Below are 21,274 nucleotides of genomic sequence, written 5' to 3'. Positions count from 1 at the left end.
CCGCCGCGCCGAATGCGAACCGCATCTTGCTACAACTCATCCGCGCGCGGCGGTCGCGCGTGCGCGAGCAAGCGCTGACAGCAAGCGCCGAAGTCGCGATAGTTGCCGCGGGCCTGAGTCAGGCTGAGATCGCCATTGGGGCCGCCACGCACTTCATCGGCATCGGCATCGTCCTGCCCGTCGTCCTCCCAGCTACACACCGCGCAGATTTCGTATCCGCCTCGCTCGCCCAGGGTTTTGCAGCCGCAGCAGGGGCAGCGCAACTCACCCGCCAGCAGCGCCAACACCGCACGCATCCGCGCGTTCGGCACTTCCACCCCGCGCACGACCGGACGCTGCTGCGCCATCACTTCGAACCCGAAACGGGCGAAGAACGCTTGCGCGGTGCGGCTGACATCCGACTCCAGGCGCTGCAAGCCGCGCGCCCGCGCCGTCGCGATCAAATGCGCCATCAACGCCGCACCGACCCCGCGCCCGCCGTAAGCCGGCGCCACGAAGAAATGATCGATGTAGCCGTCGGCCTGGACGTCGGCATAACCGGCGATGGCGCCCTCCACCTCGGCCACGAACGGGCCGATCGCGCGCATGCGTTCGATCCAGCGCTCGCGCTGCTGCGCATCGATCTCGGCCGGGGCCCAGGCGTCGATCTGCTCGGCGCTGTAATCGCCCGCGGCGGTGGTGCGCACCGCCGCGCGGAACACCTGCAGCAGCGCCAACGCGTCGTCGGGTCGGTAGGGACGGATCAGCATCGGATCGGCGAGGATGGGCCAGGCCGCAAACCTTACCGGCCCCGGTCCCGCCGCACCACGGGCGGTCCGGGCGGTCCGGGCGGGGCGCAGGCCGCGCAGGCCTGGAATCGGCTGTAAACCGATTCCGCCTTGCCCGTATCTCTGGTACCCGACCGAACCGCCCAACCGCCCGGAGCCCGCGTGAAAGCCCTCGTTTGCAGCCTGATCCTCGCCACCGCCGCACTGACCGCGCTGCCCGGCGCCCGCGCCGAGACGCCCGCGGCGGTCCAGCCGGCCAAGCCCGCCAGCCGCGCCGAAGCGGTCGCCGTCGTCGCCGACGCGCGCAAGATCGTCGTACCCGGCGGCATCGACCGCAGCCAGAAGGTCCGCATCGGCGGGATCGAACAATGGATCAACATCCGCGGCACCGACCCGCGCAACCCGGTGTTGCTGGTCGTGCACGGCGGTCCCGGCTATGTGGCGATGCCGATGAGCTGGTGGTCCGCGCGCGGCTGGGAAGAGTTCTTCACCGTGGTGCAATGGGACCAGCGCGCGGCCGGCAAGACCCATTTGCTGACCCCGGAAAAGGACATCGCCGCGACGCTGACGCCGGAGCGGATGATCGCCGACGTCGAAGAAATGGTGACGTGGCTGCGCAAGGATCTGGGCAAGGACAAGATCTTCCTGCTCGGTCATTCCTACGGCAGCTACCTGGGCCTGGAAGTGGCGCGCAAGCATCCGCAGTGGCTGCATGCCTACATCGGCGTCGGCCAGGCCGCCGACATGCTCGAAAGCGAACGCCGCGGCTGGCGCTCGACCCTGGCCCTGGCCGAGCGCGACGGCAACGCCCAGGCGGTGCGCGAACTGAAGGCGCTGGCGCCGTACGCCGCGCCGGGCCATCCGCCGACCATCGAGCAGATCTACGCCCAGCGCAAATGGCTGCAGCATTACGGCGGCACCATGGCCTATCGCCAGAACAATCGAGCCGACAGCGGCTTGGCCAAACTCTCGCCCGATTACAGCGACGATGAAGCGCGCGCGATCTGGAAAGGCAACGACTTCGCCACCCCGATCCTGCTGCCGCAGCTGATGAGCCAGGACCTGAGCACGATCAAGACCCTGGACTGCCCGCTGATCCTGTTGCTCGGCCGGCACGACACCAACGTCAACTCCGACGTCGGCGCCGAATGGTTCGCCCAGGTGCGCGCGCCGCAGAAGTCGCTGGTGTGGTTCGAACACTCCGCGCACATGCCGATGACCGAGGAGCCGGGCAAGTTCCTGCTCGCGCTGGTGCAGCAGGCGCGTCCGATCGCGGAGAAGGCCGGCGACGCGGCTCCGTAACGGCGGCCGCGCGAACTCGGTGAACCATCGAGCGATGCGGGGCCGCGCGAGCGTTCCCGCATCGCTATTCGGCTAGTGGTTGCGTTGGCGCGGCGCTGCGTGAGCCGCGTCGGCTCCGGCTGGCCCGAAGACCCGGCGTTTCACCCGCCGCCGAGCGAGGCCTTGGCCCACTTGAGTTCTTCATCGCGCATGCGCTCGGCCTGCTGACGCAGGAACGGCCGGGTATCGCGCAAGGCCTCCGCCAGCAGCGGGCGCAAACGCTCGGACTTCAGCTGCCGCAGGCATTCCAGCGCCGACATCCGCGCCCATTCCTGATGCTCGCCCGGGCGATACCACGCGGCCCAGGCCAGTTCTTCGGCCGCGGCCGAACCGATCGCGGTCAGCGAGCGGATCGCGCGGCGGCGCACGTATTCGTCTTCGTCGGTGGCCAAGGCCAGCAGCAGATGTTCCGACGCCTCGCCGGCCACCATTTCCAGCTCCACCGCCAACTGCCAACGCGCCTGCGCCTCGCCGTGGGCCAACGCGGCGCGGGTCAGAAACAGCAAGGTCTCCGGCTGGCGCATGCGGATTTCGCGGGCCAGGTATTGGGTGTCGTTGTCGCGGGCGATCGCGTACAGCACCTGTTCGATGTCATCGAACGACCACGGCCTGGAGACGTGATCGGCGACGCAAACCAACACCGCGCGATGCCAGGCCGGCCACGCGTCGTAATCGCACTCCCACTGGCCTTCCTGCGGCTTGGCGTCGGCCGCGGCCCAATCGCGGAAACGGTGGGTCTGAAAGCTCAGGCTGGTCTCGGAGTTCAAGTCGTGCATATCCGTGCGTCCTGACTCAGATGGAACGTCCGTCTTGTCGAAGCGGCCGCAGACGCCGCCACGCCCATGCGCGCCGCCGAACATACGTCAGCGCCGCCCGGCGTTCAAACACGTCCGATCTCCATCGGCGTACCTGCGTCTCACTCCGGCGCATTCGAGCGGGTGGCCACCGTGTCCACGTCCGGCGGCTCGCGGAACGGCAGCAGGTACAGCCGCCAGATCGGCGGCTGGCGCGGGCCGATGCCGGTCTGCGCGACCGGTCCGCGGCTGTAGGTGCCGAACAGCCGGTCCCAAACGATGGCGTTGCAGGCGTAATTGGTGTTGCTGTCCTCGAACACCGCCGAATGGTGGCGGCGGTGGGCGCCGCTGTCGGTGAGGAAGAACCGCAGCACCGGCGTGTCCATGCGCAGATTGGCGTGGGCCAGGGTGGTGTTGGTCAGCAACAGCACGCCGGCCATGCGCACCGCTTCGGCCGGCGCGTCGGTCAGCCCGGCCAGCAGCGCCAACGGCAGTGCCACGAACACCAGTTCGAAGGGATGGTTGGAGCCGACATTGAGCGATTGCAGGTTGTGGAAACCGTGGTGGAAGCCGTGCCCGGTGATCCGCCACAGCCACGCCGAGCGGTGGATGGCGCGGTGAATCCAGTAATAGATCAAGTCCGCGGCGAAGAACAACAGCAAGGCCTGCGCCAACCACGGCCACGATTGCGGCCACAACGCCGCGCCGATCCGATCGCGAACGACGTGCAAGGCCGGCGGCAGCAGTTCGCGGTAACCATCGACGATCAGCCCGGACACCCACAGGCCGATCAGATACACGCCGATCAAGCGTGCGGTGGCCGCCGCGCCGATCCGCCAGTCGGGCATCGCCGGCACCCAGCGTTCCAGCACCTGCAACAGCAGCAGCACCGCCGCCATGCTGGTCCAGAACGCCAACTCGCCGCGACCCAGCAGCCACCAAAGCGCCAGCGCGCCGGCCAGAATCAGCGGATGCGCCCAGCGCTCGACGAAACGTTCGGCCTGCGGACGAAGCGGCATGCGGACTCTTCCTTGTGCGGCGCGACGGGGCCGGACGGAAAGCGTTTTTGCACCCAGGGTATCACCGCGTGGGCGTTGCCCGGCGTTTCACCACACCGCCCACCACGGTTTCTTTTCCTGGCGCTGGGTTTCGTAGATCAAGGCCGGACACAGCACCACCCACGGGCCGCCGCTTTGGGCCATGAACAATCGCTGCGACGAAACCCGGCCATCGGCGGCGCGCAGTTGTTCGGTGACCACGTAGAAGCACTCCGCGTAATGCTCGCTGGAAACGACCTGGGTGGTCACGCTGGCCAGATCCGGTGGGCCGGCCTCTCGCCACTTCGCCTGCAAGGTGGCGGCCAACTCGGCGATGGCTTGCGCCGTCGGCGCGCCCGCGCGCTTGTCCAGGTATTGCAGCACCAGCCGGGCTTCGAGCGGGAAATCCCGATAGGTCGCGGCCAGGTCCATGTCCTTGTCGCGATACGCGTCTGCCAGCGCGTGCAAGGCTTTTTCGGGTGTCGACAGATCCTTATCCACTGTGCGCTCCATTCGCCGCGAGGACTCAGCTGAATCGGCCGCCCGCAGATTCGTCGGCCGCGCGCCTGCCGCACAAGCCGCTCCACCCAGGAGCGCGATCAGGCTTTCGACATCAGCTCCGAAGGCGTGGATCGGCCGGTATCGAAGCCGCGACCCGGATCCTGCGCCCGATCAACGCCCGGCCCCAAAGGACCGGACCGGCCCAGAGTGCGCCTGCGCGGCTTCGCTAGCAACCCGCAGAATTTTGCGCCGCCGCGCAGTCCTCACTATCGCGGGCCGCCGCCCGCTTCGGCGGCGGCTGCGATCAAGCGCATGCCCGTTTACGGCAACACCAACACCTCACTCCAATCGGCCGAGGTCTGATTGCGCAGCGAAGAGGCCAGCCCCGGGAACGCATCGACGAACGCCGTGCGCTTGAGCTCGGCGATCGAAATCACCTTGCACACCGGGGTCAGCGTGTTCTCGCACCAGTACGCGCCGGCGACGCCGGCATCGGGCACGTACACCGCCTTCCAGGTCTGGGTGGGCACCACCACCTTGCCGCTGGCGATGGTGGTGTCCATGTTCTCGAAATCCGGGCCGGTCACCACATAGGCTTCGTCGTAGCTCTTGGCCAGGATGCGCACGGTGTTCTCGATCCGCGCCCAGATGCCGCGATTCAGCTTGCCGGTCTGCGGCACGATGTTGGCGACCGAGAAGGTCTGCTTCTGCGCCGGCGTGGTCGAGGCATCACCGGCCGGCATCATGTGGCCGCGGTCGTAGCCGCTGTTGGTGTAGCTGGCGTGGGTGGTGGCCAGCCCGGGCTCGCTGAAGAAATTCGAATCGATCCGGCTGATCGCTTCGGCGCCTTCCACCTTGGCCTTGGTCAGGTGTTGCGCCGACCACAGATTGCCGCCGGTCGCCTTGGAGGCGTACAGGTTGTAGTCCTGATAACAGATCGAGAGGGCGCCCTGGGTGAGCTCGGCGTTGTCGAGCGCCGGCTTCTTGCCGCCGAGGTAGGCCTCGTTGTGGGTGGTGGTGCAGGTCGCGGCCCACGCCGAGCCGGCGATGCCGCACAGCCCCAGCACCGACACCATCGTCAACAGATTGCGCAGCATGACGCCTCCAGACCGAATAGACAGGGTCTGCAGGGTGGCGTGCGCTTAGGGCATGTGTGTGACGTATTTATTGCGCTATGGAAACAGCAATAAAGTGCGACTGGGCATGCCTCGTGCCGAGATGGGAGGCGGGAGGTGGGTGAGATCGGCGGGTCTTAGTCGTCACCGCTCAGGACGTCGTTGCCGCGAAGGCGGCTTCGCCTCACTTTAGCGAAGTCCAACATTCAGAGACTTCAGCGTCATCTCTCCAGTCCGTCATTCCCGCGAAAGCGGGCTCCGCTTTACTTCGGCGGAGCCGAACATCCAGTGCCTTTCGTGCGAGAACGTTTGAAGTCTCTGGATTCCCGCGTTCGCGGGAATGACGTCCTGGAGGGGTGACGCTGAAGGCTCTGGATTCCCGCCTACGCGGGAATGACGGCCTGGAGAGATGACGCTGAAGTCTCTGAATTCCCGCGTTCGCGGGAATGACGGGCTGAAAGGATGACGCTGAAGTCACTGGATTCCCGCCTTCGCAGGAATGACGTGCTTGAAGGGTCGGCTAGCAATTGGAGCGATGCGCGTGCGATTTCGCACGCCGCGACCGGCGAGCGAAGGTCAGCGGCAAACCGCGATCAGCCCTTCTCGCCGAACTCCCCCACCCGCACTTCCATGCGCATAAGGATGCCCAACCGCCCTTCGTGGTGCTCCATCAACTGATAACCCCTCACGTCTTCGGCCGAGGCCGACGCCAACATCGGGCGCCCACCGCGCGCCATTTCGTAGTTCTGCGACAAGCCCTCGCCGTTCGGTTCGACCCACCGGTGCGACATCGAATGGATCGCGCGCAGGCTCAAGCCGGCGGTATCGGCGATCAATCGCGCCTGGCGCATCGACTCGGTTACCGCACCACGCAGCAATTCGTCGCGATGCGGGGTCAGATCGCCGTACTCGTAGCTAATGTCCTTGAGCGCCACGCCCTTGAGCGCGGACAAGCCCGCCAGCGCCTGCGACGCCACCGGCAGCGGCACATCGCGGATTTCCAGATCGATCTCGACCGACGAACCCGACAACCAGCGCTCGCCCGCCGCGAGCGCGACCGATTCGATCCGGATCTTGTCCTCGCCGACCTCCAAGCCGCGCATCAGCTCCTGGATCGCCAGCAGTTCCTTGCTTTTGCGCACCGCCGCGGCGGTGCCGACGGTCGCACTGCCGGCCACGCGCAAAGCCAGGGTGACGCCGGTGGGTTTGATCCAGGCCTCTTGAGCGACTTGGGTTTCGATACGGTCAGGCAGCTGACGCATGAATGAGGGCTCGAAGCGAAGCGTGAAGGGGAAATCGGCGGTCGAGGGCTAACGCCAAAGCACCTTGCCGTCGGCCTGGAAAATCACGGGCTCCTCGACGGTATAGCGTCGGCCCTGTCGCCAGGCCCGGGTTTGAATCCGCAGTTGCAGTAGGCCATCGCGACGCTCCAGCCATTGCAGCGGCTGGGTTTCCACGCGCTCGTATTCGGCTCCGCCAAGGCCGAGCTTGCCCAGGTTGCGTTGCTCGACTTGGCTCAGATCGATCTTGAGAAACGAGCCATCCGCCTGCCGCACGAACGTGGTGACCGACGCGCGCCCGTCCACGCGGGTCGACACCGCAGCAGCACTGCGTCCGGCGTTCCACAACGCCGCCTCCGGCGGAGGCTCGGCGCGACTGGCGAAAGCCGCCAGCAGCAGTAACGGGAGAACAACGGCCGCTCTGTCCATGAGGTCCGGGTACCTGATCGATAATGGGCTGCAGACCCAGCCCGTTCGCCGCAGTTTCGCCCATCGGCGAGCACGCGGCAACGAGGCCGATCAGTCGCTGTCGGCGCCCAGGCGCGAGCGCCGAACCAGCAACGCCAGGCCGAGCGGCACATCGCGCGATTTGCGCCAACCGTGCCGCCGCGTTCCCGCGACCTCGGATTCCACCGTCTCCGGATCGGCCGGATCGCCGCCCTTGAGCGCGGACAGACGCTGATGAACCGCTTTGCGATAAGACTGATTGACCCAGCGCTTGCGCTGAGCGATGGCGTCGCGCGCGCCGCGTTGGCTTTCCGCGACGAGGTTGCGGCAGTCGCGGCTCAGGCTGAGCAGCTTCTTTTCTTGTGGCGTGCGGTAACGCTTCATAGGAAATCCTTCCCTTATCCGTTTCAACCGCAGGTCGCTATCGCGACCGAGCATTTCACCGATTCCTTCGCTATGCCTTGCGCGTATCGGCACCGTTGGCCGCCGCCATGGCGATCAGCGACGCCTGCAAATCGGGGTCTGGAATGGTGCGCAGGGGAATGCAGTGCGCACAGGCAGGCGCAAAGAAGAACATCAGAAACCCCGAGCGCCGCTTCACCTGGAAGATGGCCGGCCACTTGTGCGCGTACTCATAGGTGACGCCTACCGCCCGAATTCCATCGGCATCGAAGGTGTAGGTAAACGGCTCTCTGGCTTGCTTGTTCATGTAATGCGTTGTGGCCGCACCCAGCAGCACCATCACCGGCACGAACAGCAGGCAGACCAAGAGCGGAAACAAGGTCCAGGCTTCGAATCGGCCGGTCTTGAAGACCGTCATCGCCGCCAGTCCGATACCCAGCAATGGCCAGAACGCTACAAAGACGTAACCGGATTTTCGTTCGAGCATCAAATACATGGCCGCGCGAACACGATCCCAATAAGAGAACGCCGAAGGGAAGGTAACTGTTTCGAACTTGTCCATGAGAGCTTCTCAAGAAAGACAGGCGGTTCAATCGCCCTGTTAGTGCCCGTAGCTGATGACCCGGGTAATCACCCACCGCTCGCCCTGCCGCTTCCACAAATGCACGAACCGCGGCCGCGCAGCCAACTCGCGCGGCTTGCCGTCGGCGACGATCCAGAACGCATGCGAACCCAGTTGGACCGCGCCGAAGCCCTGAATCGGATGGACCTCGGCGGCGGCGGCATCCAACTCCCGGCGCAAATTCGACTTGCCGCCGACGCAGCGGCCGTCGAAGGATTTGACCAGTTCATCCACGCCGACCGATACATCGTCGTTGTCCTGATAGAACTCGACGCCGGGATCGAAGTACTTGCGGAACTCGGCCGCATCGCAGCGGTTGAAGGCGTCGAACACCGCCTGGTCCTGGGCCAGGACGGTGTCCTTGAGCTTCGACGCCGGTTCGGCGCCGTTCGCGCCGCCGCTGGCGACGGCAAGCAGGGCGAAGACGATCGCGAACTTCATGGGCAATCCTTTGGCCGGTCCGGCATCTGAGCGAGTCGTCATTATGCCGCCTGATCCGCCGCGCCTGGCCGGCCGCGGCGTCAGCGACACCGCCCCGCCGGTGGGTTATGTTGCCGCCACCCCCACAGGAGAACGCCCGTGAAGTCAGCTCTTCGCTCCGCTTTGCTCGCCGCCGCCCTGATGACCCTGGGCGCCGCGCACGCGGCCACGCCGCCGGCGCAACAGGACGCCGCCGCGGCCACGGCGATCCGCGCGACCATCGGCCAGTACTTCCAGGGCCACGCCAGCGGCGATCCGGCGGTGCTGCGCAAGGCGTTCCTGCCCAGCGCGCATATCGAAGGCATGCGCGAGGGGAAATTCACCTCGTGGACGCTGGAGGAATATGCCTCGCGCTTCTCCGGCAAGCCGGCGGCCGATGAATCCACCCGCGTGCGCACGGTCGATTCGATCGACGTGTCGGGCAGCGCGGCCATGGCCAAGGCGACGCTCGACCATGGCGCGACGGTGTTCACCGATTACTTCGTGCTGCTGCAGGTCGACGGCGAGTGGAAGATCGCCAACAAGGTCTACGCCGCGCGCAAGAAGGACGAAGCGGCGCGCTGACCGCGCGCGAACCGGCACGATCGGCCATGCGACGGCCGCGCGGTTTTGTTGTGATATACCCCATCGCCCTCGCCGCTCCCCGGCAAGGCATGGAATCGGGAGAAGCTGGCAGATGAATTCGCAGGGCGTTGCGCCGCAGGCGGCGTATTTTCAGCGGCTCGATACGCTGCGGTTCCGCGCCACCGAACATGTCGGCGGCGGCTGGAATCCCGCCGAACAGCATGTAGCGCCGGCCCTGGGCCTGCTCGCGCACGCGGTCGAGGCCGACCGCGACGCGCGGCGCGACGACCGGCTGCCGCTGGCGCGTTTGTCCTACGACATCCTGGGCGTGTTGCCGATCGATGCGGTCGACATCGAAGTGACCGTGCTGCGCGCCGGCCGCACCATCGAACTGGTGGAAGCGCGCTTGAGCCACTCGGGACGCGCGGCGGTGGTGCTGCGCGCGTGGCTGATGCAGGAATACGACACCGCCGCGGTCGCCGGCACGCCGTTCGCGCGCATCGCCAAGCCGGAGGAAATGCCTGAGTGGGATCCAACCACGTTGTGGCCGGGCGGATTCATCCGCAGCGTGCAAGTGCGCCGCCAGCAGATCGAACCGGGCCGCGCCTCGTTCTGGCTGCGCACCGACGTGGCCTTGATCGAAGGCGAACGCGTCAGCGCCACCGCGCGCGCGGTGGGCCTGCTCGACACCGCCAACGGCATGACCCCACGCGCGACCACCGAGCAGGTCGCCTTCCCCAATCTCGACCTCACCGCGCATCTGTTCGCCGCGCCGCGCGGCGATTGGCTCGGCTTCGACACCACCGCCAGTTTCGGCGCAAACGGCATCGGCCTGACCCACAGCATCATTCACGATGCCGACGGCCCGATCGGCGCGGTGTCGCAATGCCTCACCGTCCGGCCGCGTCGCACTTGAGCGCGATGCGGCGATCGACGCTCGCTTACGCAGTCGCCGGCGCGGCGCCCGCCCACACGCTGTCGCTGTGGCCGTTGTGCATGCGCCGACGGGTATAGCGGGCGATCAGCAGGAACGCCGGCACCGCGGCCAACGCGGCCAGATCCACCGCCACGCCGTAACCGGCGTGATTCCAGGCGCCGCCCAGGCCCCAATGGCCGGCCAGGCTCGATAGCGGGATCAGCAAGGTCAACGCCGCGCACGCCCACAGCAACTCGACCGCACCGCGCGCCGCACCGCGTGCGAACGCCCAGCCCACCGCTGCGACGAACACCGCGTAGTAAATGCCTTGATGCCACGCGGCCAGATTCTCGACCCGCATCGGCAACCACTTGGTCGCCGCCAGCGTCGCGGAAATGCCCGCCACGCAGCCCAGCGACACGCCGACGGTCAGATGGCCCAGCGCGCGCGCCGAGCGCGTCTGCTTGACCGGGCCGTTGCCGCGGTCCTTCTTGCGCCGCGATTCGATCCACAACAAGTTGCCGGTATAGAACAGCATCGCCCCGGCCAGCCCCATCAGCAGATACATCCAGCGCACGGTGTTGCCGCCGAAGCTGCCGAAGTGAAGCATGAAGAACGCGTTGACCGAGCCGTTCCAGGCATCCATGTGCCCGGGCAGATCGTGCGTGTCCACCTCGCCGGTGTAGACGTCCAGATGGGTGGACGAATAAGTCCGCGCACGCGTGCCGTGGCGGGTGTCCAGACCGGTGACGTGGCCTTCGACCCGGTCCTCGCCTTGTTCGTAGCTGAAGCCGTAGACCTGAAAACCGGGCAACTGCTCATTGACCCGCCGCAACAACTCCGCCGCGGGCAAGGGCTGCGCGCCGGTCGGCGGCGGCGGCGCGCGTTCTTCTTCGCCCCATTGAATGCCGCGGGGGTAAACGACTTTGTCCTGGACGTCGTAAAACTCATCGTGGAAGGCGAACACCACGCTGGTCAGGGCCATGACGATGTGGAACGGCAGACTGACCAGGCCCAGCGCGTTGTGCGCATCCAACCACATGCGCTTGATGTTCTTGCCGATGCGCAGGGCGAAGATGTCCTTCACCAGCGTCGGCAGCAGGATGATCAGGCCCGAGACCAGGGCCACTGCGTACAACAACGCCACCGCGCCCATGAAGAAGCGCGAGATCTCATGCGGAAACGGCAGACCCACGTTCTGGTGCAGATCGTCGATCCATTGCGCCACCGGGGTCTTGCGGATCTTCTCCACCTGCAGGCGGCCGTCGGGCCCGAAGCTGGCGCCGAACTCGGTGACATCGCGGCGGGTTTGGCCGCGCACGCGCCAGATCACCCGCGCCGGCATGTCCGGCGCGGTTTCCACCAGCACCAGATAGTTCTTGGCCGCTTCCGGATGCGCGGCCAGCACCGCGGCGACCAGCTCCGGCGCGCGCTCCAGCGCCACCGGCGCCGCCAGCTGCGAGGGCGGCGTGGCCCAGCGCTCCAGCGGCTTTTCGAACATGGTGATGGCGCCGCCGTAGAAGGCGATGAACAACATCAGGCCGGCCAGAATGCCGACCCAGATGTGCACGTCCTTGTAGACCTTGATGATGTCGTTGCGCAGTTTCATCGTGCGTCCCTCAACCCGCCGCCGAACGCAGCAGCCACAACGCCGCGAACGCCAGCGCATTGGCCGCGCCCAGCCACAGCCAGGCGCGCGCGCTGCTGCGGAACAAGAACACGAACGACAACACCACGCACCAGATCGGCGAGATCAACCACATGTTGAACTGCGCCTTGCCGCCACCGCCGTCGATCCCGCCCGGGCTCAGCCAGGCGAACAGACCCGACAACGCCAGCGCCAGACCGAAGCCGAGGATCAGACCGGCCGAGGTCTTGCCGAACCAATGGCTGCTCTGCAGCCGCGGCGCTTTATCGTTCACGGCTTAATCCCTCGACGGCGCGCGCGCCAGGCGCCGACGAACGGCGCCAGCGTCGTGATCAGCATCAACACCGTCAGCCACACCGCCACCGCTTCGGTGGGCCCCATCGCCGACCACATCAGCGCCAGCGACGCCAACGCGCACACCAGCCCCGGCCACGCGCCGCGCCGCGACGGCCACGCCCCCGCGGCGCGCCATTGCTGTTGCGGCGAGGCCAGATAGAACAACACCCCCGAAGCGACGGCGAGCAGCAGCGCGGGAATCAGCAACCACGGGTTCACGCCGCGCGCTCCCGGACTTGCGAGCACGCGGCAGCCGCGGCGGGCGATGAGGTCGATTTACAGCCCGCCGCCGGCATCGCGCGTCACCAACCGAACCGAACGCTCGCCAGCACCGTGCGGCCGCTGCCGTAGAAGCAAGAGGACACGCCGCCGCAAGTGGACACGTAGTTCTTGTCGCTCAGATTGCCGATATTGAGCGCGAACTGAGTGCTCGGGCCGTTGCCGCTGTCGATGCGGTAGCGGATCGCCGCGTCGAACACCGTGTACGAGGGGATGCGGTAAAGATTGGCGCTGTCGCCGTAGCTCTCGCCGTTGTAGCGCACGCCGGCGGCCAGGCCCAAGCCCTGCAGCGGGCCGTCGTGGAAGGTGTAGTCGACCCAGCCGGTCGCGGTCCATTCCGGCACCTGCGCCAACTGCTTGCCCTGCACATCGGGCAGGCCGCGGGTGAGTTCGGAATCCATCCGCGACACCGCGCCGATCACGCTGAAGCCTTCCAGCGGCGTGACCCGCGCTTCCAGTTCCAGGCCGCGCACGCGGCCTTCGCCGCTCTGCACCTGGCAACGCACCGCGCCGCTGGTGCCGCAGGTGACGTGGGTCGGATCGGGATCGTCGATCAGGATGTTCTGCTGGCGCAGGTCGTAGCCCGACAAGGTGATCAAACCGTCGAAGCTCGACGGCTGGTACTTCACCCCGCCTTCCCACTGCTTGCCGGTGATCGGATCGAACGGCGTGCGGGTGAAGCTCTGGTTGATGTCGGTGGTCGGCGGCTGGAACGATTCGGCATAGCTCAAGTACGGCGACCAGCCGTTGGGCGCGGCGTACAGCACGCCGGCGCGGCCGGTGAAGGCCTCGTTCTTCAGGCGCGTGCGCAGCCACGGCGTGGTCTGGCCGGTGGCGACGGTGAGCGTGGATGTGGAGGTGTCGTCGTCGGTGCGGTCGTAACGGCCGCCGAGCAGGAAACGCCAGTTGCCGACCGCGATCTGGTCTTGCAGGTAGGCGCCGAATTGCTCGTTGACGCCGCGCGACAGGCTCAGGCTGCGGGTCACCGGCACGTAGCCGGTGTAGACCGGGCGGAAGATGTCGATCGGCGCGGGGTTGTTCATCGCGGCGCGGGCGCCGTTCCAGTCGGCCTTCTGCCAGTCCACGCCGAACAGCAGCGTGTGCGCCAGCGCGCCGGTGCGGAATTTGCCTTGAATCCGGGTGTCGATGGTGTCGCCGTCGGAATCGCCTTCGCCCCAGGTGGCGCGGCGGTTCTGGGTGCGGCCGTCGGGGTTGAGGCCGCCGCTGGTGATGACGCTGCGGAACAGCGATTCCACGTGGGTGCGACGCGCGCTCTGGCTCAACGTCCAGTTGTCGTTGAAGGCGTGTTCGAACAACCAACCCGCGGTCCACAGGTCGCGGTTGTAGGTGTTCCAGCTCGGTTCGCCGATGAAGGTGGTGTTCTTCATCCGGCCGTAGCGGGTGGCCACCAGCGTGCCGTCCATCGGCAGGAACTGATAGGTCGAGCCGCCGCGGTCCTTCTGATACATGCCGAGCAAGGTCAGGCGCGTGCGCTCGCCCAACTGCCAGGTGTAGCTGGGCGCGAGGAACCAGTGCTTTTGTTCGGTGTGGTCGATCTGGGTGTCGCCGTCGCGGTACAAGCCGACCAGACGGCCCAGGTGGCTGTCGTCGGCATTGGCGACGCCGACGTCGAACGCGGCGCTGTATTGGCCGTGACCGTCCAGGCTGAGCTGCAGGATCGGCCGATGACCCGGCTGCGGCGTCTTGCTGACCTGATTGACCATGCCGCCCGGAGCCACCTGGCCGTACATCACCGCCGACGGGCCCTTGAGCACTTCCACCCGCTCCAGGTTCCAGCTGTCGAACATGGTGCGGTTCCACTGGCTGCCCTGCGGCGCGCGCATGCCGTCGAGGGTGACGTTGTTGCTCCAGCTGCCGGCGTCGTAGCCGCGGATGCGGAAATCGTCGACGCGGTTGTCGATGCCGCTGCTTTCCAGCGATACGCCGGCGACGTAACGCATCGCATCGTTGAGGTTCTGCACGCCGCGCGCGTCGAGTTCTTCGCGCGCGATCACCGCGATGGATTGCGGCGTTTCGGCCACCGGCGTGTCGGTCTTGGTCGCGCCCTGCGCATGCGAGGTGACCCGATAAGCGTTGACGCGAACGGTATCTAGCGTCTGCGCGTCGGCGGCGCCGTCCGGCGCGGTTTGCGCCGCGGCCGTCAACGGCAACGCCAGGGCCAGAGAAAGGGACAGCAAGGAACGCGCGGGCGCGCGGAAGCAACGGGCTGCGGACACGGAGTCGGCCTCGGCTAAAGAGGTCTGGCTGACTGCGTGCGCAGCGGCTGATCCGCGCATCTTAGCAAATGCGAACGGATCGCAATACCGACCGTGCCGCCGGTTCGAAACCGCGCCTGCCCGGGATGGCATGGCGAAGCCTCGTGGCAAGCGCCACGGCCACGGTCAAACCTGCTAACCGTGCCACGCCTAGTTGCTTCGCGGCGGCAATACGCCGCCGTTCCGGGCGGCCAAGCCGTGCGCGCGATCCAAGTTTGCGCACGCCGAAAAACGCCTTGCGACCGGTCCGGAGAACCGTGACGCCGCGCAATCAAGCACCGCTTCGGGCGTGTCTATTCTCGCCGCCGGATCGCCTCCACGATCCCCCACCGCGCTGCCCGGGCAACGCCGGCCGAGTCGCGCTCCATCTCAGGCTCTTCTTCCCAGGATCTCCGTATGCGCACCGTTCCTCCGCACGTCCCGGCGCTGTCGCGCCTGTTCCGCGCCGTGCTGCCCTGCCTGGCGCTCGCCGCGCTGCCCGCCGCGATGGCGGCCCCTTCCTCGCCCTCCGATGCTCAGCAGGCGATCTCGCAGAAGCCGGTCAAGACCACCCTCGGCCGCTACGACTCGCGCGAATTCATCGAGGTCAAATTCGCTCAGGACAGCCAAGTGCGCATGAGCGGCGGCGCGCTGGCCTCGGCCAAGTTCGGCCCGCTGCTGGCGCTGCAAAGCCTGACCAGCGGCAACGGCCCGATCGCGACGGTGGAGCCGTTGTTCCGCGCCGAAGAAACCGCGACTTTGGCCGCCACTCAGAGCGCGCAGAAGGCTTCCGCGCAAGCGCAGCCGGACCTGTCGCAGTGGTATCGCATGCGCGTGCGCCCGGGCCAGGACATCGCCCGCGCGATCGACGAACTCAACGCCATGGGCATCGTCGAGATCGCCTATCCCGCGCCGCTGCCGGTGCGCGCGCCGGCCTCGCCGGCTTATCACGACTACCAGTACTACAAACTGCCCGCCGCCAACAACGGCATCGACGCCGAATACGCCCGCACCGTCCCCGGCGGCAACGGCGCCGGCGTGCGCGTGCTCGATATCGAATACAGCTGGAACACCAATCACGAAGACCTGTCCAAGTTGCGCGCGCCCGGCGCGGCGATCAACAACGGCACCCCGAAAGATCCGTTCACCGACAACAACCACGGCACCGCGGTGATGGGGCAGTTGATCGCCGACAACAACGGGATCGGCGTCACCGGCCTGGTCACCGGCGCCACCGCGCATTTCACCAACGCCATGAACACCAACGGCTACGACCCGGCCAACGCCGTGCTCACCGCCGCCAACGCCTTGCGCGCGGGCGATGTGATCCTGATCGAGCAGCAGACCTCCGGCCCCAGCAACTGCAACGGCTATGTGCCGGTGGAATGGGTGCCGTCGATCTACGACGCCATCGTGGTGGCGGTGAACAAGGGCATCCACGTGGTCCAGGCCGGCGGCAACGGCAATCAGAACCTCGACAACACCGCCTGCTTCGGCGCCACCTTCCCGCGCGGACGCGCCGATTCGGGCTCGATCATCGTCGGCGCCGGCGGCCCGCGCTCCACCACCTGGTGCAGCGACAGCACCGCCGAACGCGCCAGGCAATCGTTCTCCACCTACGGCAGGCGGGTGAACGTGCAAGCCTGGGGCCGCTGCGTGACCACCACCGGTTACGGCAATCTCTACAACGGCGGCACCAACGCGTACTACACCAAGACCTTCTCCGGTACGTCGAGCGCCTCGCCGATCGTCGCCGCGGCGGTGGTGTCGTTGTCGGGCGTGGCCAAGCAACGCGGCATCACCCTGACGCCGCGGCAGATGCGCGACTTGCTGGTCAGCACCGGTACGCCGCAGGCCGGCAGCGGCGGCAATATCGGCCCGTTGCCGAATCTGCGCGCGGCGATCGCGCGGATCAACGCCATGCGTTGAATGCGCGGCGGTTGAATCGACCGATGGGAGCGCGCCTAGCCGCGCTCCCATCGGTGCGCATTCGGCTAGACGTGCTGATCCAACATGATCGTGTTGCCGTCGGGGTCGGTCAGCAGGATATGCGCCGGCCCCTTGCTCTGCGGGTCCGCGCGCGCGTCGAGGGCGACGCCCTGCGCATCCAGCGACTTCTGCACCTCGCGCACGTCGGCGAACTCCGCCAAGGGCTGCGCGCTTTGGTCCCAACCCGGATTGAAGGTCAGGATGTTCTTGTCGAACATGCCTTGGAACAGGCCGATCACGGTCGATCCGTTCTTCAGGATCAACCAGCCCTGCGATTGATCGCCGCCGAATGCGGCGAAGCCGAGCTTCTCGTAGAACGCCTTGGAGGCCGCGATGTCTTTGACTGCGAGGCTGACGGAGAACGCGCCCAGTTCCATGGAGTCACCTTCTTGAATGGCCGATAGTTTGCCGATAACGCGGACTCTGCCGCCGTTCGCTGCGCTTTTCAACGCATCGCCGTTCATCGCGTGGTGCGCCGCGCCATGCATTTGCAACGCCGAGCCACCACCCTCGCCTTGTCGGCAATCGGCCGACGCGCATTCAGGAGACAAGGATGAACCGCATCAAGCTCAGTCTGACGATGGCGCTGATGTTGACAGTGCTGGCCAGCGCTTCGCTGTCGGCCAAACCCAATTACCTGCCGGCGCCCGGCGAAGTCCGCACGTATTACCAGAACGGCGTGCAGGTCGGCAGAGCGGTGCACAACCAGTGCACCGGCCAGATCAGCATCCAAGGCACGGTCACGCCGGACTACATCGGTTCGTTCACCGTCAGTTGCTGAGGATTCGGATGCCTGCGCGGACGCTGGTCTGCGCAGGCATTCGTGCATCCACAGTGCCGCGTGCGGCGGGCGAGTCAATGCAGCACTTGCTCCGGCTTGAGCGACTGCCGCAAGAACCGCAAGGTCGCCGCCCACGCCTGCGCCTGCGCGCGGGCGTTGGCCGGCGGCAAACCGCCGAAGCCTTCGACATCCGGTTTCCAGCCATTGCCGGAAAGCCCATGGCCGACATCCTTGAAGATCAACGCCGTCGTCGGCAGACCGGCCGCCGCGCGCGTCTCGGCGATGTTCTGCGCCGCGATTCCCGACGCCCACACCGCATCGCTCATGCCGCCGACCACGAGCAAAGGTCCGCTGTAACGTTCCACCGGAATGCGCGAAGCCGCGGCCCGCTGCGGATTCGCCCAGCGTCCGGCGTCGGAGGCAGTTCGGAAATCGGGAACGAGGCCTTTCGATATCTTGATCAACTCATCGCGGAAACCGACATAAGGCGTGAACGGCAACGGCTTGCCGTTCAACGAGAACGAGGAGTGCGCGATACCGTCGGTCGCATCGCCATAGCCCCAACCGCCGCGCACCACATCGCTGGGCACGATCGCCGCCACCGCCTTGATCCACGGGTAATTGGACGCGGCGATCAACGAGAATTCCGCGCCCTTGGACACGCCGTACAAACCGATCCGCCGCGGGTCCACGTAGGGATACGCCTTCAACCACGTCCAGACCCGCTCCAGGCGATCCACCGGGATATCGATGAAACGCGACGGCAACCCAGGAAACCGCGCTTGGCTCGAAGCCGAGAATTTCGGCGAATAGTAAGGCAGACCGAGCACCACATAGCCTTCCGAAGCCAGCCGCGGTGCGATGTGGCGCGCCGTCGAATCGTCGCCCTCGGCGCCGCCGAGCACGATCAACGTCGGATACCGCCCCGCTTTCGGCGGACGCGCGACGATGGCGCCGGCGAACGCATCGACCGGCTCCACCACCACATCGGGATTTCGGTCGAGCTGCACCACTATGGTTTGCGCCACTTGCCGCGACTGCACGAAGGCCGTGAAGCGGAACTCGTTGGCCTTCGGACCCGCCGCGTAGCGCAGCATCGGCGTCATCGACCAGAACAAGCCGCTGGCGTCGACGCCGCTGTAACTGCCCGACAGCGGCGCCTGCGCGCCGATGTCCACCCGCCCCGCGCTGTCGGCGCGGAACACCGCGCGCGAATGCTGCTCGGTTTGCGGCGCTTGCAGCGACCGCTCCGCACGCACCTCGACCAGCGCACCGGGCGCCAGGCCGCTCAGGCTCAGCGCGACCGCCTCGCCTTCCAGTACGCGTTGCAACGAACCTTGTTCGAACTGCTGCGCCCTCGCCGGCACGGGCGTGGCGAGCGCGCTGACGACGAAGGCGGGAGCCAGGGCGGTGAAGACATCGATGGGCGATAGCATGGGCCGGTCCTCGGTGGAGTGCCGGCGACGCTAGTCCGCTGAGCGCGGATCCGTGGGAAGCAATCGGTGTACGCGGCAATCGGGCCGGCCGACGGGCGGCCCAGCCGGCGAACGGCGCGTCGGTCAGGCGATCGCCGCGCGCAGACGCTGCGAACTTTCGCGGCTGGCGACGATCTCCACGCCGTCGGCCATCACCACCGCCAGGCGCCGCGCATCGTGCGCGATCAAGCGCGCGACCCGGTCCAGATTGACGATATGCGAGCGGCTGACGCGCACGAACCGCTCCGGATCGAGCCGCGCCTCCAGCGCCGACAAGGTCAGCGAGCACCAGTACGGGCCGCCCGGCGCGTGCAGCAACACGTAGTCGTCCTGCGCCTCAAGGCGGCTGACATCGGCGATGCGCACCGGGACGATGGCGTCGCGATGACGCACGAACAGGCGCTTGAGCGGCGCTTGCGACGCCACCGGGCCCAGACGCGCCAGCAAGCGGTCGATCGCGGCGGTAAACCGCGCTTGCCCGAACGGCTTCAGCAGATAGTCGTAAGCGCCCAGCTCGAAGGCATCGGTCGCGCGGGTCGGATCGGCGGTGGTGAAGATCACCGCCGGCGCGTGCGTCGACGCGGACAACGCATCGATACCGCTGCGGCCCGGCATGCGGATGTCCATCAACGCCAACTCTGGCTTCAGCTGATCGATCAACTTGAGCGCCTCATCGCCCGAGGCGGCGGCGCCGACCAGTTCCAGCCGCGCATCGGCCTCGACCAGTTCGATCAGCGACTGTCGGGCCAACGATTCGTCCTCGCAAATCAGCGTGCGCAAAGCCGTCGCGGTCATGGCCTGTCGCTCCGTACCAAAGGTAAATCGGCCCGCACCGCGAACCCGACCGCGCGCGCTTGCGCATCCAAACGGGCGTCGCCGGCATAACGCTCGGCCAAGCGCCTGCGCACCAGCGACAGACCCACGCCGGTGGAATCGACCACGGCCCCGCCGCTGCCGTCGTCCTCCACACTCAGACGCAGCCGATCGCCTTCGACGCCGGCCCGTATCCTCACCGTTCCGCCCGCGACCGACGGCGCTATCGCGTGCTTGATCGCGTTCTCGACCAAGGGCTGCAAGGTGAAGGCGGGAATGACGGCGGCCTCGGCTTCGGGCGCGATCTTCGCGTCCACCCGCAATCGTTCGCCCAGACGCAGGCTCTCCAGTTCCAGATACGTCAGCACGAAGGCCCACTCCTGCGACAGCCGCACATCGTCGTGCGCGCCGGTCTTGGCCGCCAACGCGTAACGCAGCAGATCGCCCAATCGCTCCACCGCGGTCTGTGCGGCGTCCGGATCGCGGCGAACCAACGCATGCACCGAATGCAAGGTATTGAAGATGAAGTGCGGATTGAGCTGCGCGCGCAGCGCCGCCAACTCAGCGCGGCTGCGCAGCATCTCGGCGCGGTCGGCGCGCGAGGCCTGCTCGCGCGAATGCCGGTCGCCGCGATACGCGTAGGCGAGCCCGGCGATCACCAGATACACCACGATGCCTTGAATCGCCTGCCAACGGTTCGGACCCGAGCCCAGGATCAAGGTCGAATACCCGGCGACATCCAACCCACGCGCTGTCACCACCGCCGCCATCGCCACCATCCACGCCGCCGAATACGCCAGCGCGAACCCGGCCTGTATCGCCACGAACCATCCCGGCGACGGCCGCATCCAGGCGATCCGGTGCGCCGCCGCGATCACCGCCACGCCCAACAGCGCACCGGGCGCGACATTGGTCGCCGCATCGGCGAGATGGCCGCCGAGGGTGGCGCCGGGATACGCCGGAAACGCGGACAGATACGCCAGGCCCAGCAGCGACCACGCGCCCAGATACGCCAGCGCGATGCGGCGCGAAGACGACGCGCGCATCGGCCACGCCGACACCGGCGCGGATTCATTCGTAAGACCGGGAACAGTCGTCATCGCGAATCGAAATTTCCGATACGGCGGCCTCCCTAACCTACCCCGGCCGCCGCGGACGCAACAGTGACAAATGAAAGCAGCCGCGGCCCTCAAACCGGCCGGGATCATATGCCGATACGACCCCTAGCCTGCCTTATCGCAGCAACAGAATCGTCGCGCCCATACGCTTATCAGGTCAGCCACTGTCCTGATCTTTTCCCTCCGCGCAGCCGTTGTGCGCCGCAATACGCTTTCGAATGTAAAAGCGTGATGCGCGGCGAGGTGCGGCCGTTGCGAACTCCGATGATGGCTGCGCTGCAACGGGACGCAGCGCAGCCACCGGACCGGTTGAA

The 21,274-nt window shown here is 66.9% G+C and carries 23 protein-coding genes; 5 read left to right on the top strand and 18 right to left on the bottom strand.

Features of this window, described 5'->3' with window-relative positions; all coding sequences use genetic code 11:
- Window positions 1–29 precede the first annotated feature (29 nt).
- A complete protein-coding gene (locus tag V7787_RS39150) occupies window positions 30–749 on the bottom strand; it encodes a GNAT family N-acetyltransferase (protein WP_336092978.1) in 720 nt (239 codons plus the stop codon).
- A gap of 180 nt (window positions 750–929) precedes the next feature.
- Between V7787_RS39150 and V7787_RS39145 the strand changes: the two genes are divergently transcribed.
- Window positions 930–2,069: an alpha/beta fold hydrolase gene (locus tag V7787_RS39145; RefSeq protein ID WP_336092977.1), complete on the top strand. Its 1,140-nt coding sequence runs from the start codon at window positions 930–932 to the stop codon at window positions 2,067–2,069.
- 140 nt (window positions 2,070–2,209) lie between these two features.
- On the opposite strand, the gene V7787_RS39140 is transcribed toward V7787_RS39145, so the two are convergent.
- From V7787_RS39140 to V7787_RS39100, 9 genes are all read right to left on the bottom strand, one after another.
- The gene (locus V7787_RS39140) at window positions 2,210–2,884 is read right to left on the bottom strand and encodes a HEAT repeat domain-containing protein (RefSeq protein WP_336092974.1); all 675 of its coding nucleotides are present in this window, start codon (window positions 2,882–2,884) and stop codon (window positions 2,210–2,212) included.
- A gap of 140 nt (window positions 2,885–3,024) precedes the next feature.
- A complete protein-coding gene (locus V7787_RS39135; protein ID WP_336092973.1) occupies window positions 3,025–3,921 on the bottom strand; it encodes a sterol desaturase family protein in 897 nt (298 codons plus the stop codon).
- Between the two features lie 87 nt (window positions 3,922–4,008).
- Complete coding sequence (locus V7787_RS39130) at window positions 4,009–4,440, bottom strand: hypothetical protein (RefSeq protein WP_336092971.1); 432 nt, start codon at window positions 4,438–4,440, stop codon at window positions 4,009–4,011.
- Window positions 4,441–4,760: 320 nt separating this feature from the next.
- A complete protein-coding gene (locus V7787_RS39125; RefSeq protein WP_336092969.1) occupies window positions 4,761–5,537 on the bottom strand; it encodes a DNA/RNA non-specific endonuclease in 777 nt (258 codons plus the stop codon).
- 611 nt (window positions 5,538–6,148) lie between these two features.
- Window positions 6,149–6,817 (bottom strand): SIMPL domain-containing protein, encoded by a 669-nt coding sequence (locus tag V7787_RS39120; RefSeq protein WP_336092967.1) that lies wholly within the window; start codon window positions 6,815–6,817, stop codon window positions 6,149–6,151.
- Between the two features lie 48 nt (window positions 6,818–6,865).
- Window positions 6,866–7,264: a hypothetical protein gene (locus tag V7787_RS39115; RefSeq protein WP_336092966.1), complete on the bottom strand. Its 399-nt coding sequence runs from the start codon at window positions 7,262–7,264 to the stop codon at window positions 6,866–6,868.
- 90 nt (window positions 7,265–7,354) lie between these two features.
- Window positions 7,355–7,720 (bottom strand): hypothetical protein, encoded by a 366-nt coding sequence (locus V7787_RS39110; protein WP_336092965.1) that lies wholly within the window; start codon window positions 7,718–7,720, stop codon window positions 7,355–7,357.
- 16 nt (window positions 7,721–7,736) lie between these two features.
- Complete coding sequence (locus V7787_RS39105; protein ID WP_336092964.1) at window positions 7,737–8,246, bottom strand: YcxB family protein; 510 nt, start codon at window positions 8,244–8,246, stop codon at window positions 7,737–7,739.
- 39 nt (window positions 8,247–8,285) lie between these two features.
- Window positions 8,286–8,747: a nuclear transport factor 2 family protein gene (locus V7787_RS39100; RefSeq protein ID WP_336092963.1), complete on the bottom strand. Its 462-nt coding sequence runs from the start codon at window positions 8,745–8,747 to the stop codon at window positions 8,286–8,288.
- Window positions 8,748–8,885: 138 nt separating this feature from the next.
- Between V7787_RS39100 and V7787_RS39095 the strand changes: the two genes are divergently transcribed.
- Together V7787_RS39095 and V7787_RS39090 are read left to right on the top strand one after the other, a co-directional pair.
- Complete coding sequence (locus tag V7787_RS39095) at window positions 8,886–9,350, top strand: nuclear transport factor 2 family protein (RefSeq protein WP_336092962.1); 465 nt, start codon at window positions 8,886–8,888, stop codon at window positions 9,348–9,350.
- A gap of 112 nt (window positions 9,351–9,462) precedes the next feature.
- Window positions 9,463–10,266 (top strand): thioesterase family protein, encoded by an 804-nt coding sequence (locus V7787_RS39090; RefSeq protein ID WP_336092960.1) that lies wholly within the window; start codon window positions 9,463–9,465, stop codon window positions 10,264–10,266.
- A 25-nt stretch (window positions 10,267–10,291) separates the two neighbouring features.
- On the opposite strand, the gene V7787_RS39085 is transcribed toward V7787_RS39090, so the two are convergent.
- The 4 genes from V7787_RS39085 to V7787_RS39070 all read right to left on the bottom strand — a co-directional run bounded on the left by V7787_RS39085 (window position 10,292) and on the right by V7787_RS39070 (window position 14,766).
- A complete protein-coding gene (locus tag V7787_RS39085; protein ID WP_336092959.1) occupies window positions 10,292–11,875 on the bottom strand; it encodes a PepSY-associated TM helix domain-containing protein in 1,584 nt (527 codons plus the stop codon).
- A gap of 10 nt (window positions 11,876–11,885) precedes the next feature.
- Entirely contained in the window at window positions 11,886–12,188 is a 303-nt protein-coding gene (locus V7787_RS39080) for a hypothetical protein (RefSeq protein WP_336092958.1), read from the bottom strand.
- The gene (locus V7787_RS39075) at window positions 12,185–12,469 is read right to left on the bottom strand and encodes a hypothetical protein (protein WP_336092957.1); all 285 of its coding nucleotides are present in this window, start codon (window positions 12,467–12,469) and stop codon (window positions 12,185–12,187) included. The genes V7787_RS39080 and V7787_RS39075 overlap by 4 nt, the downstream gene beginning before the upstream one ends.
- Before the next feature lie 83 nt (window positions 12,470–12,552).
- Window positions 12,553–14,766 carry a TonB-dependent siderophore receptor gene (locus V7787_RS39070; RefSeq protein ID WP_336092956.1) on the bottom strand — a complete coding sequence of 738 codons (2,214 nt, stop codon included), beginning with the start codon at window positions 14,764–14,766 and terminating at the stop codon, window positions 12,553–12,555.
- 435 nt (window positions 14,767–15,201) lie between these two features.
- Here V7787_RS39070 and V7787_RS39065 point away from each other — a divergent pair, with 435 nt between their 5' ends.
- Window positions 15,202–16,713: a S8 family serine peptidase gene (locus V7787_RS39065; RefSeq protein WP_336092955.1), complete on the top strand. Its 1,512-nt coding sequence runs from the start codon at window positions 15,202–15,204 to the stop codon at window positions 16,711–16,713.
- Between the two features lie 65 nt (window positions 16,714–16,778).
- Here the strand turns inward: V7787_RS39065 and V7787_RS39060 are convergent, their stop codons facing one another.
- Window positions 16,779–17,261, bottom strand: coding sequence for a VOC family protein (locus V7787_RS39060; protein WP_336092954.1), 483 nt, complete (start codon window positions 17,259–17,261; stop codon window positions 16,779–16,781).
- Window positions 17,262–17,326: 65 nt separating this feature from the next.
- Here V7787_RS39060 and V7787_RS39055 point away from each other — a divergent pair, with 65 nt between their 5' ends.
- The gene (locus V7787_RS39055; protein WP_336092953.1) at window positions 17,327–17,554 is read left to right on the top strand and encodes a hypothetical protein; all 228 of its coding nucleotides are present in this window, start codon (window positions 17,327–17,329) and stop codon (window positions 17,552–17,554) included.
- A 74-nt stretch (window positions 17,555–17,628) separates the two neighbouring features.
- On the opposite strand, the gene V7787_RS39050 is transcribed toward V7787_RS39055, so the two are convergent.
- The 3 genes from V7787_RS39050 to V7787_RS39040 all read right to left on the bottom strand — a co-directional run bounded on the left by V7787_RS39050 (window position 17,629) and on the right by V7787_RS39040 (window position 20,888).
- Window positions 17,629–18,990 (bottom strand): acyl-CoA thioesterase/bile acid-CoA:amino acid N-acyltransferase family protein, encoded by a 1,362-nt coding sequence (locus V7787_RS39050; RefSeq protein ID WP_336092952.1) that lies wholly within the window; start codon window positions 18,988–18,990, stop codon window positions 17,629–17,631.
- A gap of 123 nt (window positions 18,991–19,113) precedes the next feature.
- Window positions 19,114–19,824 (bottom strand): LytR/AlgR family response regulator transcription factor, encoded by a 711-nt coding sequence (locus V7787_RS39045; protein ID WP_336092951.1) that lies wholly within the window; start codon window positions 19,822–19,824, stop codon window positions 19,114–19,116.
- Complete coding sequence (locus V7787_RS39040) at window positions 19,821–20,888, bottom strand: sensor histidine kinase (RefSeq protein WP_336092950.1); 1,068 nt, start codon at window positions 20,886–20,888, stop codon at window positions 19,821–19,823. The genes V7787_RS39045 and V7787_RS39040 overlap by 4 nt, the downstream gene beginning before the upstream one ends.
- Window positions 20,889–21,274 lie beyond the last annotated feature (386 nt).

The sequence above is a fragment of the Pseudomonas sp. CGJS7 genome (assembly GCF_036961695.1).
This window is presented reverse-complemented; position numbering and strand designations above follow the sequence as displayed.